Raw genomic sequence first — 12,862 nt, forward strand, 5'->3', positions numbered from 1 at the left:
TGTGGCTGCTCGTGCGCCAGGCGAGGGCCACCTCGACGCAGTCGCCGCCGTTGCTGGAGCAGGAGGACTTGACCCGGGCAGCGCCCACATCCCGTTGTCGGTACGGCGTTGGAGCAGGACGCGGCCCACGCCGTCGACCACGACGACGGACGCGGCCGGGACGAGTGAGTTCGCCTCGGGCGCGTCCGGGTCGCCGATGTAGTCACGCCGGGCCGTGGTCAGCCTCCGGTTCAGATGCTGCCGAACTGGCCGCCGCGAACGGCGCCGAGGAACGACTGCCAGGCCTCGGCGGGGAAGACGAGGGCCGGTCCCTGGGGGTCCTTGGAGTCACGTACGGGGACGAGGCCGGGGAATCCGGGGGCCACCTCGATGCAATCGCCGCCGTTGCCGCCGCTGTAGCTGCTCTTGCGCCAGACAGTCGCGTCGAGCTCGATCCTCGTCATCCTTGAACCCCTTCAGCGCATCAGCGATCAGCGCGAGCGAGTCGGCCACTGGTAGTGCCGCCCCGTGAGCCAGATCATAGCTTCGCCGATGGGCCGCCACGATCGCCGGATCATCATTGCCGTGCCCTCGATCGAGACTCTCGGAGTAGACACAGGTCCGACCGTCAGGCATCTCCAACATCACCATGGACTTGTCGATGATGGCCTGTCGACACGTGAACGGCGCGACCTGAATGATCACGTTGGGGAGTCGCGCGACAGCCAGCAGGTGTTGCATCTGGCGTCGCATGACTCCTGGTCCACCGAAGACTGTCCGAATGGCGCTTTCGTCCAGAATCACCTGCAGAAGCGGGCCATCAGGGTCCAGGAACCGTTTCTGCCTCGCCAACCGAGCGATCGTTCGCTCCTCGATCACCTTTGGCTTTCCGGCTGCATCACTGACCGCGAACACGGCCTCCGCATACGTACGGCACTGCAATAGCCCATGGATCACCGCCAGTTGGAAGATCCTTGCAGCCACTGCCTCGGCTTCCATGTCGACGTGGGTCCGGAACCAATCCGGGTGTTCAAGTCCGGCGTTCCAGTCAACCCTTCCCCAGATTCGCTTCAGCGCACCGCCCGTGCCGAGCAGCTCATCAGCCTTCTCCACCAGTTCCGGTGGCATGCGGCGCTGACCGGTCTCGTACCGGGTGATGTTCGTCCGGCTGCAGTGCAGCTCCTTGCCCAGCCCCTCCTGCGTGAAGCCGGCCAGCTCCCGGTAGAACCGCAGCTCCTCGCCGAACAACTCCGCCGAACTGGCCGTCAACTCCCGCTTGATCCGCCGATGTGCCACAGCCGGCCCCCTTACGCACCACGTGCCCCTGGCACCAGGTTTCGGCCATCACCGTACCTTCGCAGCCTCGATCATTGACACCAGAACGCAATCATTCGCACGCACAGCGTGATTGCGCACTACCCTCGCGCTCCCTCATCCGCCCCCCGAGGAACTTCGCCATGCTCGTTTCCCGCCGCCCCCACCCCCGCATGTTCGCCGCCCGTCTCGACTCGCGGCCCGAATCCACGCCCCTGGCCCGGCACTTGCTCCGGGCCTACCTCGCCGCCCTGCCCGCCGGCGACCGCTACCGCGATGTCGCCGAACTGCTCCTCGGGGAGCTCTTCGCGAACGCCGTCCAGCACGCGGGCGCTCCCGACGACCGGCTGATCGAGGTGCGGTTCGCCGTCATCGACGACCGTCTTCGTCTCGAGGTCCACGATGCCGGGGCCGGGCGGCCCTGCGTCCGCCGTTCCCGGCCGGACGAGGAGTGCGGGCGCGGGTTGTTCCTCGTCGACGAACTGGCTGAGCGCTGGGGTTGCTGTCCGCGCGCGGGTGGGATCGGCAAGTTCGTCTGGGCGCTGACCGCTCCCGCCCTCACCCTCCCCACCGTCTGAAAGCGCGCCTCCGATGCTGCCTGCCCTGCCCGACCTCGCCCGGCGCGCCCTCGACCGTGGCCACACCCCTGCCCAGGCCTACGCCCTGCTCGCCCGCGGCTCGGGCCGCCCCCTGCCGGCCGCCCGGGCGGTCTGCCTCGCGCTGTCCATCCCCCTCGCCGAGGCCACCATCCGGCTCAACGACTGCTTCGACGCGCTCCTGGCCGACCCCCGCCCCGGCTCCGAGGCCGACACCGGCGAACTCCTCGAAGCCCTCGGCGTGTTCGACGTCCCCAAGACGCCGACCGCCACGGACCTGTCCGTCATCGAGCACTTCCTCACCGCGATCGACGCCCTCGGCGGCATCCGCGCGGGCCACCGGCACGGCCTGGGCCGCTGGTTCACCACCGGCAACCTCACCGCCGCCTACCTCTCCCTCGCCGCCGCCCGTCCCCTGCCCACCACCGGCGACCCGGCCCGGTACTGGTCCGCCCTGGTCGAGGCGGGCGAACTCCTCGCCGCCGCGCCCGCCCCCGACCCCCGCATCACGTACGCCCTCGCCGTGTGCCGTGCCCGCGTGCCCCGCGCCTGAAGGCCCACGCGCGCGCAGGAAGTCGACGGGGGCGACTTCCTGCGCGCGCGTGGGCCTTGCCGGGGCCGCCCCGGCGGGCGGTCAGGGGGTGGCGGTGAGGGCGGGCCAGAGGGTGTCGGCGGTGACGGTGCCCGCCAGGCGGGTGGCCCAGTGGGTCTCGTCGCCGTCCTCGTCGCGCCAGGACCACAGGCGGCTGGTGGCCAGGTGCAGCGGGCTCAGCGTGGTGATGCCGATGGCGCCGTGCAACTGGTGGGCGATGCGGGCGATCTCGGCGGCCGAGGCGGAGGCCTGGGTCTTGGCGGCGGCGACGGCGAACCGGGCGGCGGCGCCGCCGGCGTCCAGCGGCGCGGCGGCGGCCTGGACGGTGGCGGTGACCAGGGCGGCCTCCTCGATCAGCTTCGCCTGCTCCTGCTTGACGGCCTGGAAGCGGCTGAGCGGGCGGCCGAACTGGGTGCGGGCGCCGGTGTGGGCGACAGTCAGTTCGACGCAGCACCCGGCGGCTCCGGCGATCAGGGCGGCGCGGGCCAGGGCCGCCCGCAGCCCGGCCTCCTCCAGCAGCTCGCGGGGGATCCGGCGCACCCGCTCGGCGGGGATCTCGACCCCGGCGAGGTGCAGGTCGTCGCGCGGCTCCCCGGCCAGGTTGGCACCGGGGGCAAGGACGGCCCGGCCCGGATCGAGGGTGAACAGGACCGGGCCGAAGGGTGCGAGGGCCGCCACCACCACCGCTTCGGCCTCCCTGCCCCATGGCACCCGGCGCAGGGTGCCGGTGACCAGCAGCGCGTCGTCCTGCCCGGCGCTGCCCGCCGAGCCGACCGCGCCGGCCGAGGGGTGGGCGTGGCGGATCGTCAGCTCGGGGGCGACGGCGTGGCTGAGCGGGCCGTCCGGGACGGGCAGCCCGGCCCGGCGCAGCAGCGGGCGGGCGACCAGGGCGGTCTCGGCGAACGGGGCCGGGACGGCCAGGCGGCCGGCCTCCCGGGCCGCGGCGAGGAGTTCGGAGGTGGGCGCCCCGGGGCCGGGCAGCGGCACGGCGTCCGGGACGGTGGCGTTGGTGACCACGGCGATGGCGTCCGGGTCGGCGAAGAACGCGGTGGTGTCGTACGCGTCGGCGGTCACGACGGGGGTGGTGGTGTCGATCGTGTGGGTGTTCATCGGTGCTGCTCCAGTCCACGAGTGATGATGCCGCGAAGGATTTCGTTGGTGCCGCCGCGCAGGGTGTAGCCGGGGCTGTGCAGCAGGGCGAAGGCGAGCAGTTCGGCGTGGCTGCCGGGGGTGGCGTGCGGGTCGGCCGGGGTCGGCAGGACGGCGCGCACGGTGTCGACCAGGGTGGTCTCCAGGCGGGTGCCGAGGTCCTTGACCAGGGCGGCCTGGGTGTCGGGCGAGGCCCCGGCGTCCAGCGCGGCGGCCACGCCGAGGGAGAGCCGGCGGATGCCGTGCAGGCGGGCGGTCAGCAGGCCGACCTGGGCCAGCTGCCCGGCGGTGGCGGTGCGCCGGGAGAGCTCGCGCAGCAGGGACACCAGCAGGGGGAAGGTGGACAGGTAGCGCTCCGGCCCGCTGCGTTCGAAGGCCAGTTCGCCGGTGACCTGCTTCCAGCCGTCGCCCCGGCGCCCCAGGAGCATGCCGTCGGGGACGTGGACGTCCTCCAGGTGGAAGGCGTTGAAGCGGTGTTCGCCGCTCATCAGGTGGATCGGCTCGATCCGCACCCCCGGGGCCCGCAGGTCGACGATGAACTGGCTCAGGCCCTCGTGCCGGTCCTCGGCGTCGTCGGTGCGGGCCAGCACGATGGCGTAGTCGTTGGCGTGGGCGCCACCGGTCCACATCTTGGTGCCGCTCAGCCGCCAGCCGTCGGCGACGCGTTCGGCCCGGGTCCGGACCGAGGCCAGGTCGGAGCCGCTGCTCTTCTCGCTCATGCCGATGGAGAAGAAGCACTCGCCGGCCGCGATCCGGGGCAGGAAGAAGCGGCGCTGCTCCTCGGTGCCGTGCTGGAGCACGGACGGGCCGGCCTGCCGGTCGGAGACCCAGTGCGCGCTCACCGGGGCGCCGGCGGCGAGGAGTTCCTCGATCACCACGTAGCGCTCCAGGAAGCCGCGCCCGGCACCGCCGTACTCGGCGGGAAGGGCCATGCCGACCCAGCCGCGGGCGGCCAGGCGGCGGGTGAAGTCCGGATCCCAGCCGGCCAGCCAGGAGTCGGGGCGGCCCAGTACGGTGCCGCGCCCGCGCTCCTCGTCGAGGAAGGCGCGCACCTCGGTGCGCAGCCGGCGGGCCGATGCGGGCAGGGCGGTGTCGGGGAATCCGAGCGGGGACGGTGTTGCCGTGGTCATGGGTGGCTCCCAAAGCGGTTGGTGGGAATCTGGGGCGGAATCGTCCGGTCAGGGCAGCAGGGCCGGGGCGTCCGGTCAGGGCAGCAGGGCCGGGGCGTTGTCCGGTGAGTGCAGCAGGGCCGGGTCGAAGCCGGCCTCCCGCAGGACCTCGTCGGTGTGCTGGCCGATGGCCGGGCAGGGCCGCAGCGGCGGTTCGGGGTCGGCCGAGTAGCGCACCGGGCGGCCGATCACCCGGTAGCGGCCCTCGGTGGGGTGGTCGGCCTCGCGCAGCAGGCCGCCCTCGCGGGCGTAGGCGGTGGTGGCGGCGGACTCCAGGTCGAGCACCGGGGCGGCGGCGATGCCCGCGCGGTCGCAGAACTCCTGCCAGCGGGCGCTGGTGTGGCGCGGTGTCAGCTGCGCCATCACCCGGTAGAAGTCGTCGGCGTTGCGGGCCCGGTCGGGGCCGGTGGCCAGGCGCGGGTCGTCGGCCAGTTCGGGGCGGCCGGCGAAGGCGGTGAAGTCCCGCCAGTTGCGGTCGCTCTGCGGCAGGATGCACATCCAGCCGTCGGCGGTGCGCTGGGCGCGGCGCTGCGGGCTGAGCGAGCGGGGCGAGCCGAAGGCGCCGTCGGGCTCCAGGGCGGCCGCGCCCAGGTGTTCCACCAGGTTGAAGGCCAGCATGGTGTCGACCATCGGCACCTCGATGTGCTGACCGGTGCCGCCGTGCTCCCGGTAGTGCAGCGCGGCCAGCACCGACTGGGCGATCTGCATGCCGCAGATCTTGTCGGCCAGCACGGTGGGGACGTAGTGCGGCTGCCCGGACACCTGGTGGTTGAGCCAGACCAGGCCGCTGGCGGCCTGGACGATGTCGTCGTAGGCGGCCTGGGTGCCGTGGTCGCTGTCGCTGCGGAAGCCCTGGGCGTTGGCGTAGACCAGGCCGGGGTTGGCGGGTGCGACGGCGGCGTAGTCCAGGCGGAGCCGGGACAGGGCCTGCGGGCGCAGGTTGGTGATGAAGACGTCCGCGGTGGACAGCAGGGCGAGCAGTGCCTCACGGCCGTGCGGGGCCTTGAGGTCGATGGCGACGCTGCGCTTGTTGCGGTTCAGGTTGAGCGCCGCGCCGCCCATGCCCGGGTGGCGCAGCGGCGGGTAGTGGCGCGTCATGTCACCGGCGGGCGGCTCGACCTTGATGACGTCGGCGCCCAGGTCGCCGAGCTGTTGGGCGGCGTACGGGGCCATGATCACACTCGCCAGTTCGACGACGCGCACCCCGGCGAGGAGTCCTCGCCCGGACGGGCCGATGGGCTGAGTGGTCATCAGATGCCTCCTGGGGTCGGGGGGATGGGGAGGGGCGGGCGGCCGGTGCCGCGCCGTCTCGTTCCGCAATCCAGGAAACCCGGCGGAATTCGGCTCCGTCCAATACGAGTTGGGCACCGGATCGATAGGGCGCAGGATATTCACGCGGCGCGGGCTGGGCTCATATGGGCGGGGATATCGGTGCTCCGGGAAACGGGTATTGGACGCTGCCGGGCCGGTTCGGCTGTGCTGGTGGAGGCCGCCCGGACGGGCCGGCCGCCGCGCAGGACGCGGCTTGTCTCCGGGAGGAGAGTCGGACGATGGCAGAGGGACGGGAACACCCGGCCGGCGCGGCGTACGGGGCCCTGGCGGGCCTGTACCGCGAGTTGGGGATCACGGCGGCACACGCCGGCGGCGACGTGGTGATCGAGGGGGCCGACCCGGTGACGCCCTCGGTGCACCGGATCGGCGACGCCGCGGCGGCAGCGCTGGCCGCGCTCGGCACCGAGGTCGCGGCGCTGTTCCGGGAGCGCGGCGGCGCGGCGCAGGACGTGAGCGTCTCGGTGCCGGCGGCGGTGCGCCAGCTGATGGCGGTGTTCCACACCAGGATGCGGGGGGTGCCGGTCGAGCGGCTGCAGGAGGACCCCAACCTGCTCGGCAACAACGACTTCTACCGGGCCGCCGACGGCAGGTTCGTCTACGTTCTGTTCTCCTATCCGCAGTTGCGGGACATCGCCTGCGACGTCCTGGACTGCCCGCCGGACCGGGCGCGGATCGCCGCCGCCGTCGCCCAGTGGCAGGCGCTGGACCTGGAGGAGGCGATCTGCTCCCGGGGCGGCACCGCGATCGCGGTGCGCACCCGGGAGGAGTGGCTGAGCCACCCGCAGGGGCGGCTGCTTCAGGACGGGCCGCTGATCCGGATCGAGAAGGTCGGCGAGAGCGCCCCGGAGCCCTTCACGGCGCTGCCGGCGCCTTTCCCGGCGCGCCCGGCGTCGGCGGCGGACCTGCCGCTGGCCGGGGTGCGGGTGCTGGACAACACCCATGTGATCGCCGGCCCGATCGCCGCGCGCCTCACCGCCGAACTGGGCGCCGACGTGCTGCACGTGTCCACGCCCGGCCACCCGGACCCGGTCGGGATGATCGTCGAGACCGGGATCGGCAAGCGGGCCGCGTTCTGCGACCTGCTCGACCCGGCCCAGGCCGACGCCTTCCGCTCCGTGCTGGCCGGCACCGACCTCTACGTCTGCAACTACCTGGGCCTGGACGCCAAGGGCTTCGGCCCGCGGGAACTGGTCGAGCAGCGGCCCGGACTGGTCGTGCTGGACTTCCTCGGCTGGGGCAGCGAGGGACCGTGGGCCGGACGCGGCGGCTTCGACCAACTGGCCTCCGCCGCGACGGGCTTCGCCGCCGCCGAGGGTTCCTTCGACGCGCCCCGGCTGCCGCCGACCTACCTGCTGAACGACTACCTCGCAGCGGTGCTGGGCACCGCCGGCGCCCTGGAGGCCCTGCGCCGCCGGGCCCGGGAGGGCGGCAGCTGGCGGGTGCACGTCGACCTGGCGAAGGTCTGCATGTGGGTGCGGGACCTCGGTCTGCTCCCGCGCGCGGACGTGGTCGAACTGCCCGCCCCCGACCCCGCCCAGGACCCGGCCGAACTGGCCACCGTGCACGGGCCGTTCGGAGAGGTGTGCTACCTGCCGACCCAGGTGCGCTACTCCTCGCTGGCGCCGCGCCTGTCCCGCACCGCGGAACCGCTGGGGGCCTCCCCGCTCAGCTGGTGAGCGCCGCGCCGCCCGTGTCGGCGGAGCCCGTGTCGGTGCCGGCCGTGTCGGTGCCGGCCGTGTCGGCGGAGCCCGTGTCGGTGCCGGCCGTGTCGGCGGAGCCCGTGTCGGTGCCGGCCGTGTCGGTGCCGTCCCGCTCCTGGGGGCGCGACGGCCTTGGGCCCTCGATCTCGGGGCGGTGGCGCTCCAGCAGGTCCAGCAGGGACGCGACGGCCGGGTCGGCGTCCGGCCGGCTCAGCGCCGCGACCGTCGTCACCAGCCGCTCGCCGCCCTCGATCGCCACGAAACGGATCCTCGGGTGGCCGAGCGTGGCGAGCCGCTCCGGGACGAAGCACACGCACACCCCGGCCGCGGTGTAGCCGAGCATGCCGGTCAGGTCCTCGGCCTGGGCGCGGACGCGCAGTTCGAAGCCGGCCTCCCGGCAGGCGTCCTCGATCAGCGCGCGGATGCGGGGCATGGCCGGCTGCGCGGCGGTCACGAACTCCTCCTCGCGCAGCCGCACCAGCGGCACCGAGCCGGCCCCGGCGAGCGGATGGCCGGACGGGACCGCCAGCACGGTGTGTTCCTGCGCCGCCTCCCGCACCCGAAGGCCCGCGAGGTCCGGGACCGGCAGCCGCACCAGGGCCAGGTCCATCGCCCCCTGCCGGACCTGCTCGGCCAGTTCGGCCGACGCCCGCTGCCGGACCTCCAGCCGCAGGCCCGGCAGCTCCCGGGCGGCCACCGCCAGCAGTTGGGGCAGGTGCCAGTGCCCCAGACTGCTCACGTAGCCGACCCGCACCGTCCCCTCCGCGCCCCGCGATATCCGGCGGGCCCGGGCCACGGCCGCCTCCTGCGCCTCCAGCAGCCGCCTGGCGTCGGCGGCGAAGGCCACCCCGGCCGCCGTCAGCCGCACGCCCCTGCCGGTGCGTTCCAGCAGCAGCACCCCCAGGCCGCGCTCCAGGCGCTGGATCGCCTGGCTGAGCGGCGGCTGACTCATCGACAGCCGACGGGCGGCGTGGCCGAAGTGCTGCTCCTCGGCGAGCACCACGAACTGTTCCAGCAGGCGCGGGGTCAATTCCATGATCGTCCACCCTAGACCCTGTCCGGCCCGGACGAGGGCCCCTGTCCGGCCCGGACGAGGCCCCCGGTCGTGCCCGTGGGCGGCCAGTGGATCACTGACCGCCCACGACCGTCGCCGGCCCCCGGCTACCTGCGCCCGGCGCCGGCCCGGGTGCGGCGGGTGACGGAGTCCAGGACGACGGCGGCCAGCAGCACCGCGCCGGTGATCATGTACTGGATGGCCTGGGCGGCGTGCACCATGTCCAGGCCGGTGGTGATGGACTGGATGACCAGGATGCCCAGCAGCGCGGACCAGGCGTTGCCGCGCCCGCCGAAGAGGCTGGTGCCGCCGATGACGGCGGCGGCGATGGCCATCATCAGCACGTTGCCGCCGCCCAGTTGCTTGTCCGCCGAGCCCTGCTGGGAGGCGTAGAACAGGCCGCCGAGGCCGGCCAGTAGCGCGGAGAGCAGGAACACCGACACCCGTACCCGGGCGACGTTGACGCCGGCGCGCCGGGCGGCCTCCACGCTGCCGCCGACCGCGAAGACCTGCCGCCCGTAGCGGGTGCGGCGCAGCACGAAGTCGGTGGCGACGACGGCGCCGAGCAGCACGACCAGGGACAGCGGCAGCCCGCGGTCCTGGTTGAGGGCGTACGCGGCGGCCAGGCCCAGCACGGCCAGGGCGCCGGTGCGCAGGGCGGTGTCGGCGAGCGGCCGGGTGGCCAGGCCGGCGGCGGAGCGGCGGCGGGCGGTGCTCAGCTGGGCCAGCAGGTAGAGGGCGGGGGCGAGGATCGCCAGGCCCCAGGCGTAGGCGATGTCGCCGTCGCCGAGGAAGGTGGAGTCCAGGCCGGCGATGATGCCGTCGTGGCGGTTGTTGACGGTGCCGCCGTCGCCCAGGACCCATTCCTGCAGGCCGCTCCAGGCGAGCATGCCGGCCAGGGTGACGACGAAGGCGGGCACCCCGATGCGGGCGAACAGCAGGCCGTGCAGCACGCCCATCACGCAGGCCGCGCCCAGGGCCGCCACGATGGCCAGCCACTCCGGCCAGCCCTGGCGCACCGCGAGCACCGCGGCGATCGCCGAGGTGGCGCCGGCCACCGAGCCGAGCGAGAGGTCGATCTCGCCGAGGATGAGGACGAAGACGACGCCCACCGCGATCAGGCCGGGGCCGGCGATGAAGCGGGTGATGTTGGTGAGGTTGTCGGCCTGGAGGAAGTGGTGGGTGACGGACTGGAAGACGATCGCGATGACGACGAGCCCGACGACCACGGGCAGCGCGCCCAGTTCGCCGGAGGCCAGCCGGCGCCGGGCGGCGTCGGCGCGCCCGGCCCAGGTCGCGGCGGGCACGTGCAGACGGGGGTCGGTGGCGGGGGTGCTCATGCGGCGTCCTCCTCCTCGGCGCGGCGGGCCCGGCGGCGGGCGTGGGCGTTGTCGTCGGCGCCGGTGATGGCGGCGACGATCTGTTCCTGGGTGGTGCCGGCGACGGGGAACAGTCCGTTGTTGCGGCCCAGGCGCAGCACCGCGACGGTGTCGGCCACGGCCCGCACGTCGGCCATGTTGTGGCTGACCAGGATGACGCCGAGGCCGCGTTCGCGCAGGCGCTCCACCAGGTCCAGGACCTGGGCGGTCTGTTCGACGCCCAGGGCCGCGGTGGGCTCGTCCAGCAGCACCACGGACGGCTCGCCGACCAGGGCGCGGGCGATGGCCACCACCTGGCGCTGGCCGCCGGACAGGGCGGCGACGGGGGCGCGCACGTCCGGGATGCGGATGGCCAGGGTGTCGAGCAGCTCGCGGGCATGCTGCTCCATGGCGACTTCGTCGAGCAGGGTGCGGCGGTGTTTCTCGCGGCCGAGGAAGAGGTTGGCGATGACGTCGAGGTTGTCGCACAGGGCGAGGTCCTGGTAGACGGTGGCGATGCCGAGCGCGGTGGCGTCCTGTGGGCGGGCCAGCCGTACGGGCTTGTCGTGCCAGGTGATGGTGCCGTCGTCGACGGGGTGGACGCCGGCGATGGTCTTGACGAGAGTGGACTTGCCGGCGCCGTTGTCGCCGACGAGGGCGAGGACCTCGCCCGGGTGGACGGCGAGGTCGACGTCGGTGAGGGCCTGGACGGCGCCGAAGCGCTTGGAGACCGAGCGCAGCTGGAGGACGGGCGCGCCTGTCACGTGAACCACCTTGATCCTTGGGTGACTTGACGGGCTACTTGAGGCCGGCGGCGGTGCAGGCGGCGGCGTAGTCGGCGGTGCAGATGTCCGAGACCTTGTAGAGGCCGTCGGCGACCACGGTCTGGGCGATGTTCGCCTTGGTGACGACCTTGGCGTCCAGCAGCTTGGCGGGGATGCTCTTGTCGGTGGCGCTGTCCACGGTGGTGGTGGCCACGGACTTGACGTCCTTGCCCTGGAGGAGGTCGACGGCCAGTTCGGCGGCGTTGTCGGCGAGCGGCTTGTAGGCCTTGTAGATGGTGTAGGCCTGGTCGCCGTTGACGACGCGCTGGACGGCGTCCAGGCCGGCGTCCTGACCGCCGACGGGCACCTTGATGCCGGAGCCCTGGAGCTGGGTGATGATGGCGCCGGCCATGCCGTCGTTGGCGGAGTAGACGCCCTGGAAGCCGTTCTTGCCGAGTTCGGTGACGGCGGCGGCGACCTTCTGCCCGGCGACGGTGGGGTCCCACTGCCCGGACTGCTCGTAGACGACCTTCTTGATCTTGCCGTCGAGGACCTTGTGGGCGCCGGTCTTGAACTGGGCGGCGTTGGGGTCGGCCTCGTCCCCGTTGATCATGACGATGTTGGCGTCGGGCGCCTGCGGCCCGAGCGCGTCCAGCAGGGCCTGGCCCTGGAGCTCGCCGACCTTCTCGTTGTCGAAGGAGACGTAGGCGGAGACCGGGCCGGTGGCCAGCCGGTCGTAGGCGACGACCTTGACGCCCTTGGCGGCGGCCTCCTGCACCCAGTCCTGGGTGGACTTGGCGTTGTAGGCGTCCAGGATGATCACCTTGACGCCCTGGGTGAGGAGGGTGTCGAACTGCTGCTTCTGCTTGGCGGCGCTGCCCTCGGCGTTGTTGTAGAGCACCTTGCAACTCGCGCACAGGGACTTGACCTTGGCCTCGATGAAGGGCCGGTCGAAGGACTCGTAGCGTACGGAGGAGGCGTTCTCGGGCAGCAGCAGGCCTATGGAGGTGGTGTCGCCGGAGGCGGCGGAGTCCTTCTTGTCGCCGCCGGCCTTTCCGCAGGCGGCGGTCATGGAAAGGGCCAGTGCGAGGCCGGTGGTCGATACGAGGGCGCGACGCAGTAGGGCGTTCATCTGTTGCCTCTCCCTGGGGACGCCGCGACGGTGCGGCGGGGGGTGGGGGGAGTTAAACCTGGCCGCGTACATGGCGTCAAGAAGTAAAACCAGACTCCGGGCCTTCCGCTGCTATTCGTTATCTTCGTGAACGCTTTCCGCCCTGGCGGCGTGTTCACTTGCCAAACTAGGCACACTATGGTAAAGCCCCGGTGCCGCCCGGGTGGGGCGGTGCCGGGGCGGGCTTCGTGCCGGGCCGGGCGCCGTGAGGCTGGGGGTGGAGGAGGGGCGGGTGAGGGGCGGGAGAGGGGTGGGGCGCCCGCCGTTCCCCCGATGCGGCGGGCGCCCCGGATCGTGCCGACTACCCGTCAGGGGCGGTCGAGGGTGATGGAGTTGATCGGTCCCAGGTCGTAGAAGACGCCGTTCTGGGCCGCGATGTCGTACACGCAGTCCCCGCCGCCGTAGCTCTTGCACAGGTGGGCGTGGGCGCCGCCGGTCTGGTTGTTCAGCACCCAGTGGTTGCCGTACTGGCCGCTCAGGTTGTGGGCGCCGTAGGACCAGTACACCGCGCTCGGCGAGGAGGCGGGGTTCTGGTCCTGCGGGTAGACGCACACGGCGCCGGACGGGCAGCCCGCCCAGGACCCGTCGGCGGCACCGGCCGTGCCGATGCCCGCGGTGGTCAGCGCGGCCGCCGCGATCCCGACGGCGGCCAGGGCACGGGTGATCCTTCGCATGGGGTTCTCC

Annotated in this window: 13 protein-coding genes and 1 pseudogene; 3 read left to right on the forward strand and 11 right to left on the reverse strand. The window is 73.1% G+C overall.

Annotated elements, in window-relative coordinates:
- Nucleotides 1–72: 72 nt before the first annotated feature.
- The 3 genes and pseudogenes from ACFWIS_RS08500 to ACFWIS_RS08510 form a co-directional block, all read right to left on the reverse strand.
- Nucleotides 73–222, reverse strand: a pseudogene (locus tag ACFWIS_RS08500) (NUDIX hydrolase); the annotation flags it as partial.
- Nucleotides 223–230: 8 nt separating this feature from the next.
- Nucleotides 231–365 (reverse strand): DUF397 domain-containing protein, encoded by a 135-nt coding sequence (locus ACFWIS_RS08505; protein ID WP_380462417.1) that lies wholly within the window; start codon nucleotides 363–365, stop codon nucleotides 231–233.
- Nucleotides 328–1,275, reverse strand: a complete 948-nt coding sequence (locus ACFWIS_RS08510; protein WP_380462418.1) for a helix-turn-helix domain-containing protein — start codon at nucleotides 1,273–1,275, stop codon at nucleotides 328–330. The genes ACFWIS_RS08505 and ACFWIS_RS08510 overlap by 38 nt, the downstream gene beginning before the upstream one ends.
- Before the next feature lie 161 nt (nucleotides 1,276–1,436).
- Between ACFWIS_RS08510 and ACFWIS_RS08515 the strand changes: the two genes are divergently transcribed.
- On the forward strand, nucleotides 1,437–1,871 hold the full coding sequence (locus tag ACFWIS_RS08515; protein WP_380462419.1) for an ATP-binding protein: 435 nt from the start codon (nucleotides 1,437–1,439) through the stop codon (nucleotides 1,869–1,871).
- A gap of 13 nt (nucleotides 1,872–1,884) precedes the next feature.
- Nucleotides 1,885–2,442: a hypothetical protein gene (locus ACFWIS_RS08520; RefSeq protein WP_380462420.1), complete on the forward strand. Its 558-nt coding sequence runs from the start codon at nucleotides 1,885–1,887 to the stop codon at nucleotides 2,440–2,442.
- 81 nt (nucleotides 2,443–2,523) lie between these two features.
- Here ACFWIS_RS08520 and ACFWIS_RS08525 read toward each other — a convergent pair whose 3' ends face one another.
- The 3 genes from ACFWIS_RS08525 to ACFWIS_RS08535 all read right to left on the reverse strand — a co-directional run bounded on the left by ACFWIS_RS08525 (nucleotide 2,524) and on the right by ACFWIS_RS08535 (nucleotide 6,050).
- On the reverse strand, nucleotides 2,524–3,591 hold the full coding sequence (locus ACFWIS_RS08525) for an acyl-CoA dehydrogenase family protein (protein WP_380454185.1): 1,068 nt from the start codon (nucleotides 3,589–3,591) through the stop codon (nucleotides 2,524–2,526).
- Nucleotides 3,588–4,760 carry an acyl-CoA dehydrogenase family protein gene (locus ACFWIS_RS08530; RefSeq protein ID WP_380454183.1) on the reverse strand — a complete coding sequence of 391 codons (1,173 nt, stop codon included), beginning with the start codon at nucleotides 4,758–4,760 and terminating at the stop codon, nucleotides 3,588–3,590. Before ACFWIS_RS08530 ends, ACFWIS_RS08525 begins: the two co-directional genes overlap by 4 nt.
- 75 nt (nucleotides 4,761–4,835) lie before the next feature.
- Nucleotides 4,836–6,050, reverse strand: a complete 1,215-nt coding sequence (locus ACFWIS_RS08535) for a CaiB/BaiF CoA transferase family protein (RefSeq protein ID WP_380454181.1) — start codon at nucleotides 6,048–6,050, stop codon at nucleotides 4,836–4,838.
- 299 nt (nucleotides 6,051–6,349) lie between these two features.
- Here ACFWIS_RS08535 and ACFWIS_RS08540 point away from each other — a divergent pair, with 299 nt between their 5' ends.
- On the forward strand, nucleotides 6,350–7,807 hold the full coding sequence (locus ACFWIS_RS08540; protein WP_380454179.1) for a CoA transferase: 1,458 nt from the start codon (nucleotides 6,350–6,352) through the stop codon (nucleotides 7,805–7,807).
- Here ACFWIS_RS08540 and ACFWIS_RS08545 read toward each other — a convergent pair.
- From ACFWIS_RS08545 to ACFWIS_RS08565, 5 genes are all read right to left on the reverse strand, one after another.
- A complete protein-coding gene (locus ACFWIS_RS08545) occupies nucleotides 7,797–8,867 on the reverse strand; it encodes a LysR family transcriptional regulator (protein WP_380454177.1) in 1,071 nt (356 codons plus the stop codon). The two genes, ACFWIS_RS08540 and ACFWIS_RS08545, sit on opposite strands and share 11 nt — an antisense overlap.
- A gap of 125 nt (nucleotides 8,868–8,992) precedes the next feature.
- Nucleotides 8,993–10,225 (reverse strand): sugar ABC transporter permease, encoded by a 1,233-nt coding sequence (locus tag ACFWIS_RS08550; RefSeq protein WP_380454175.1) that lies wholly within the window; start codon nucleotides 10,223–10,225, stop codon nucleotides 8,993–8,995.
- Complete coding sequence (locus ACFWIS_RS08555; protein WP_380454173.1) at nucleotides 10,222–11,007, reverse strand: ATP-binding cassette domain-containing protein; 786 nt, start codon at nucleotides 11,005–11,007, stop codon at nucleotides 10,222–10,224. Before ACFWIS_RS08555 ends, ACFWIS_RS08550 begins: the two co-directional genes overlap by 4 nt.
- A 34-nt stretch (nucleotides 11,008–11,041) precedes the next feature.
- Nucleotides 11,042–12,139: a sugar ABC transporter substrate-binding protein gene (locus tag ACFWIS_RS08560; RefSeq protein ID WP_380454171.1), complete on the reverse strand. Its 1,098-nt coding sequence runs from the start codon at nucleotides 12,137–12,139 to the stop codon at nucleotides 11,042–11,044.
- A gap of 347 nt (nucleotides 12,140–12,486) precedes the next feature.
- The gene (locus ACFWIS_RS08565) at nucleotides 12,487–12,852 is read right to left on the reverse strand and encodes a hypothetical protein (protein ID WP_380454169.1); all 366 of its coding nucleotides are present in this window, start codon (nucleotides 12,850–12,852) and stop codon (nucleotides 12,487–12,489) included.
- Nucleotides 12,853–12,862 lie beyond the last annotated feature (10 nt).

The organism is Kitasatospora sp. NPDC127060 (assembly GCF_042724935.1).
Taxonomy (GTDB): domain Bacteria; phylum Actinomycetota; class Actinomycetes; order Streptomycetales; family Streptomycetaceae; genus Kitasatospora.

What these genes read in the sequence shown, in the direction of transcription:
- ACFWIS_RS08530 (WP_380454183.1), bottom strand. Translation starts at nt 4,760, where the DNA reads ATGACCACGGCAACACCGTCCCCGCTCGGATTCCCCGACACCGCCCTG.
- ACFWIS_RS08535 (WP_380454181.1), bottom strand. Translation starts at nt 6,050, where the DNA reads ATGACCACTCAGCCCATCGGCCCGTCCGGGCGAGGACTCCTCGCCGGG.
- ACFWIS_RS08545 (WP_380454177.1), bottom strand. Translation starts at nt 8,867, where the DNA reads ATGGAATTGACCCCGCGCCTGCTGGAACAGTTCGTGGTGCTCGCCGAG.
- ACFWIS_RS08520 (WP_380462420.1), top strand. Translation starts at nt 1,885, where the DNA reads ATGCTGCCTGCCCTGCCCGACCTCGCCCGGCGCGCCCTCGACCGTGGC.
- ACFWIS_RS08515 (WP_380462419.1), top strand. Translation starts at nt 1,437, where the DNA reads ATGCTCGTTTCCCGCCGCCCCCACCCCCGCATGTTCGCCGCCCGTCTC.
- ACFWIS_RS08540 (WP_380454179.1), top strand. Translation starts at nt 6,350, where the DNA reads ATGGCAGAGGGACGGGAACACCCGGCCGGCGCGGCGTACGGGGCCCTG.
- ACFWIS_RS08565 (WP_380454169.1), bottom strand. Translation starts at nt 12,852, where the DNA reads ATGCGAAGGATCACCCGTGCCCTGGCCGCCGTCGGGATCGCGGCGGCC.
- ACFWIS_RS08560 (WP_380454171.1), bottom strand. Translation starts at nt 12,139, where the DNA reads ATGAACGCCCTACTGCGTCGCGCCCTCGTATCGACCACCGGCCTCGCA.
- ACFWIS_RS08550 (WP_380454175.1), bottom strand. Translation starts at nt 10,225, where the DNA reads ATGAGCACCCCCGCCACCGACCCCCGTCTGCACGTGCCCGCCGCGACC.
- ACFWIS_RS08525 (WP_380454185.1), bottom strand. Translation starts at nt 3,591, where the DNA reads ATGAACACCCACACGATCGACACCACCACCCCCGTCGTGACCGCCGAC.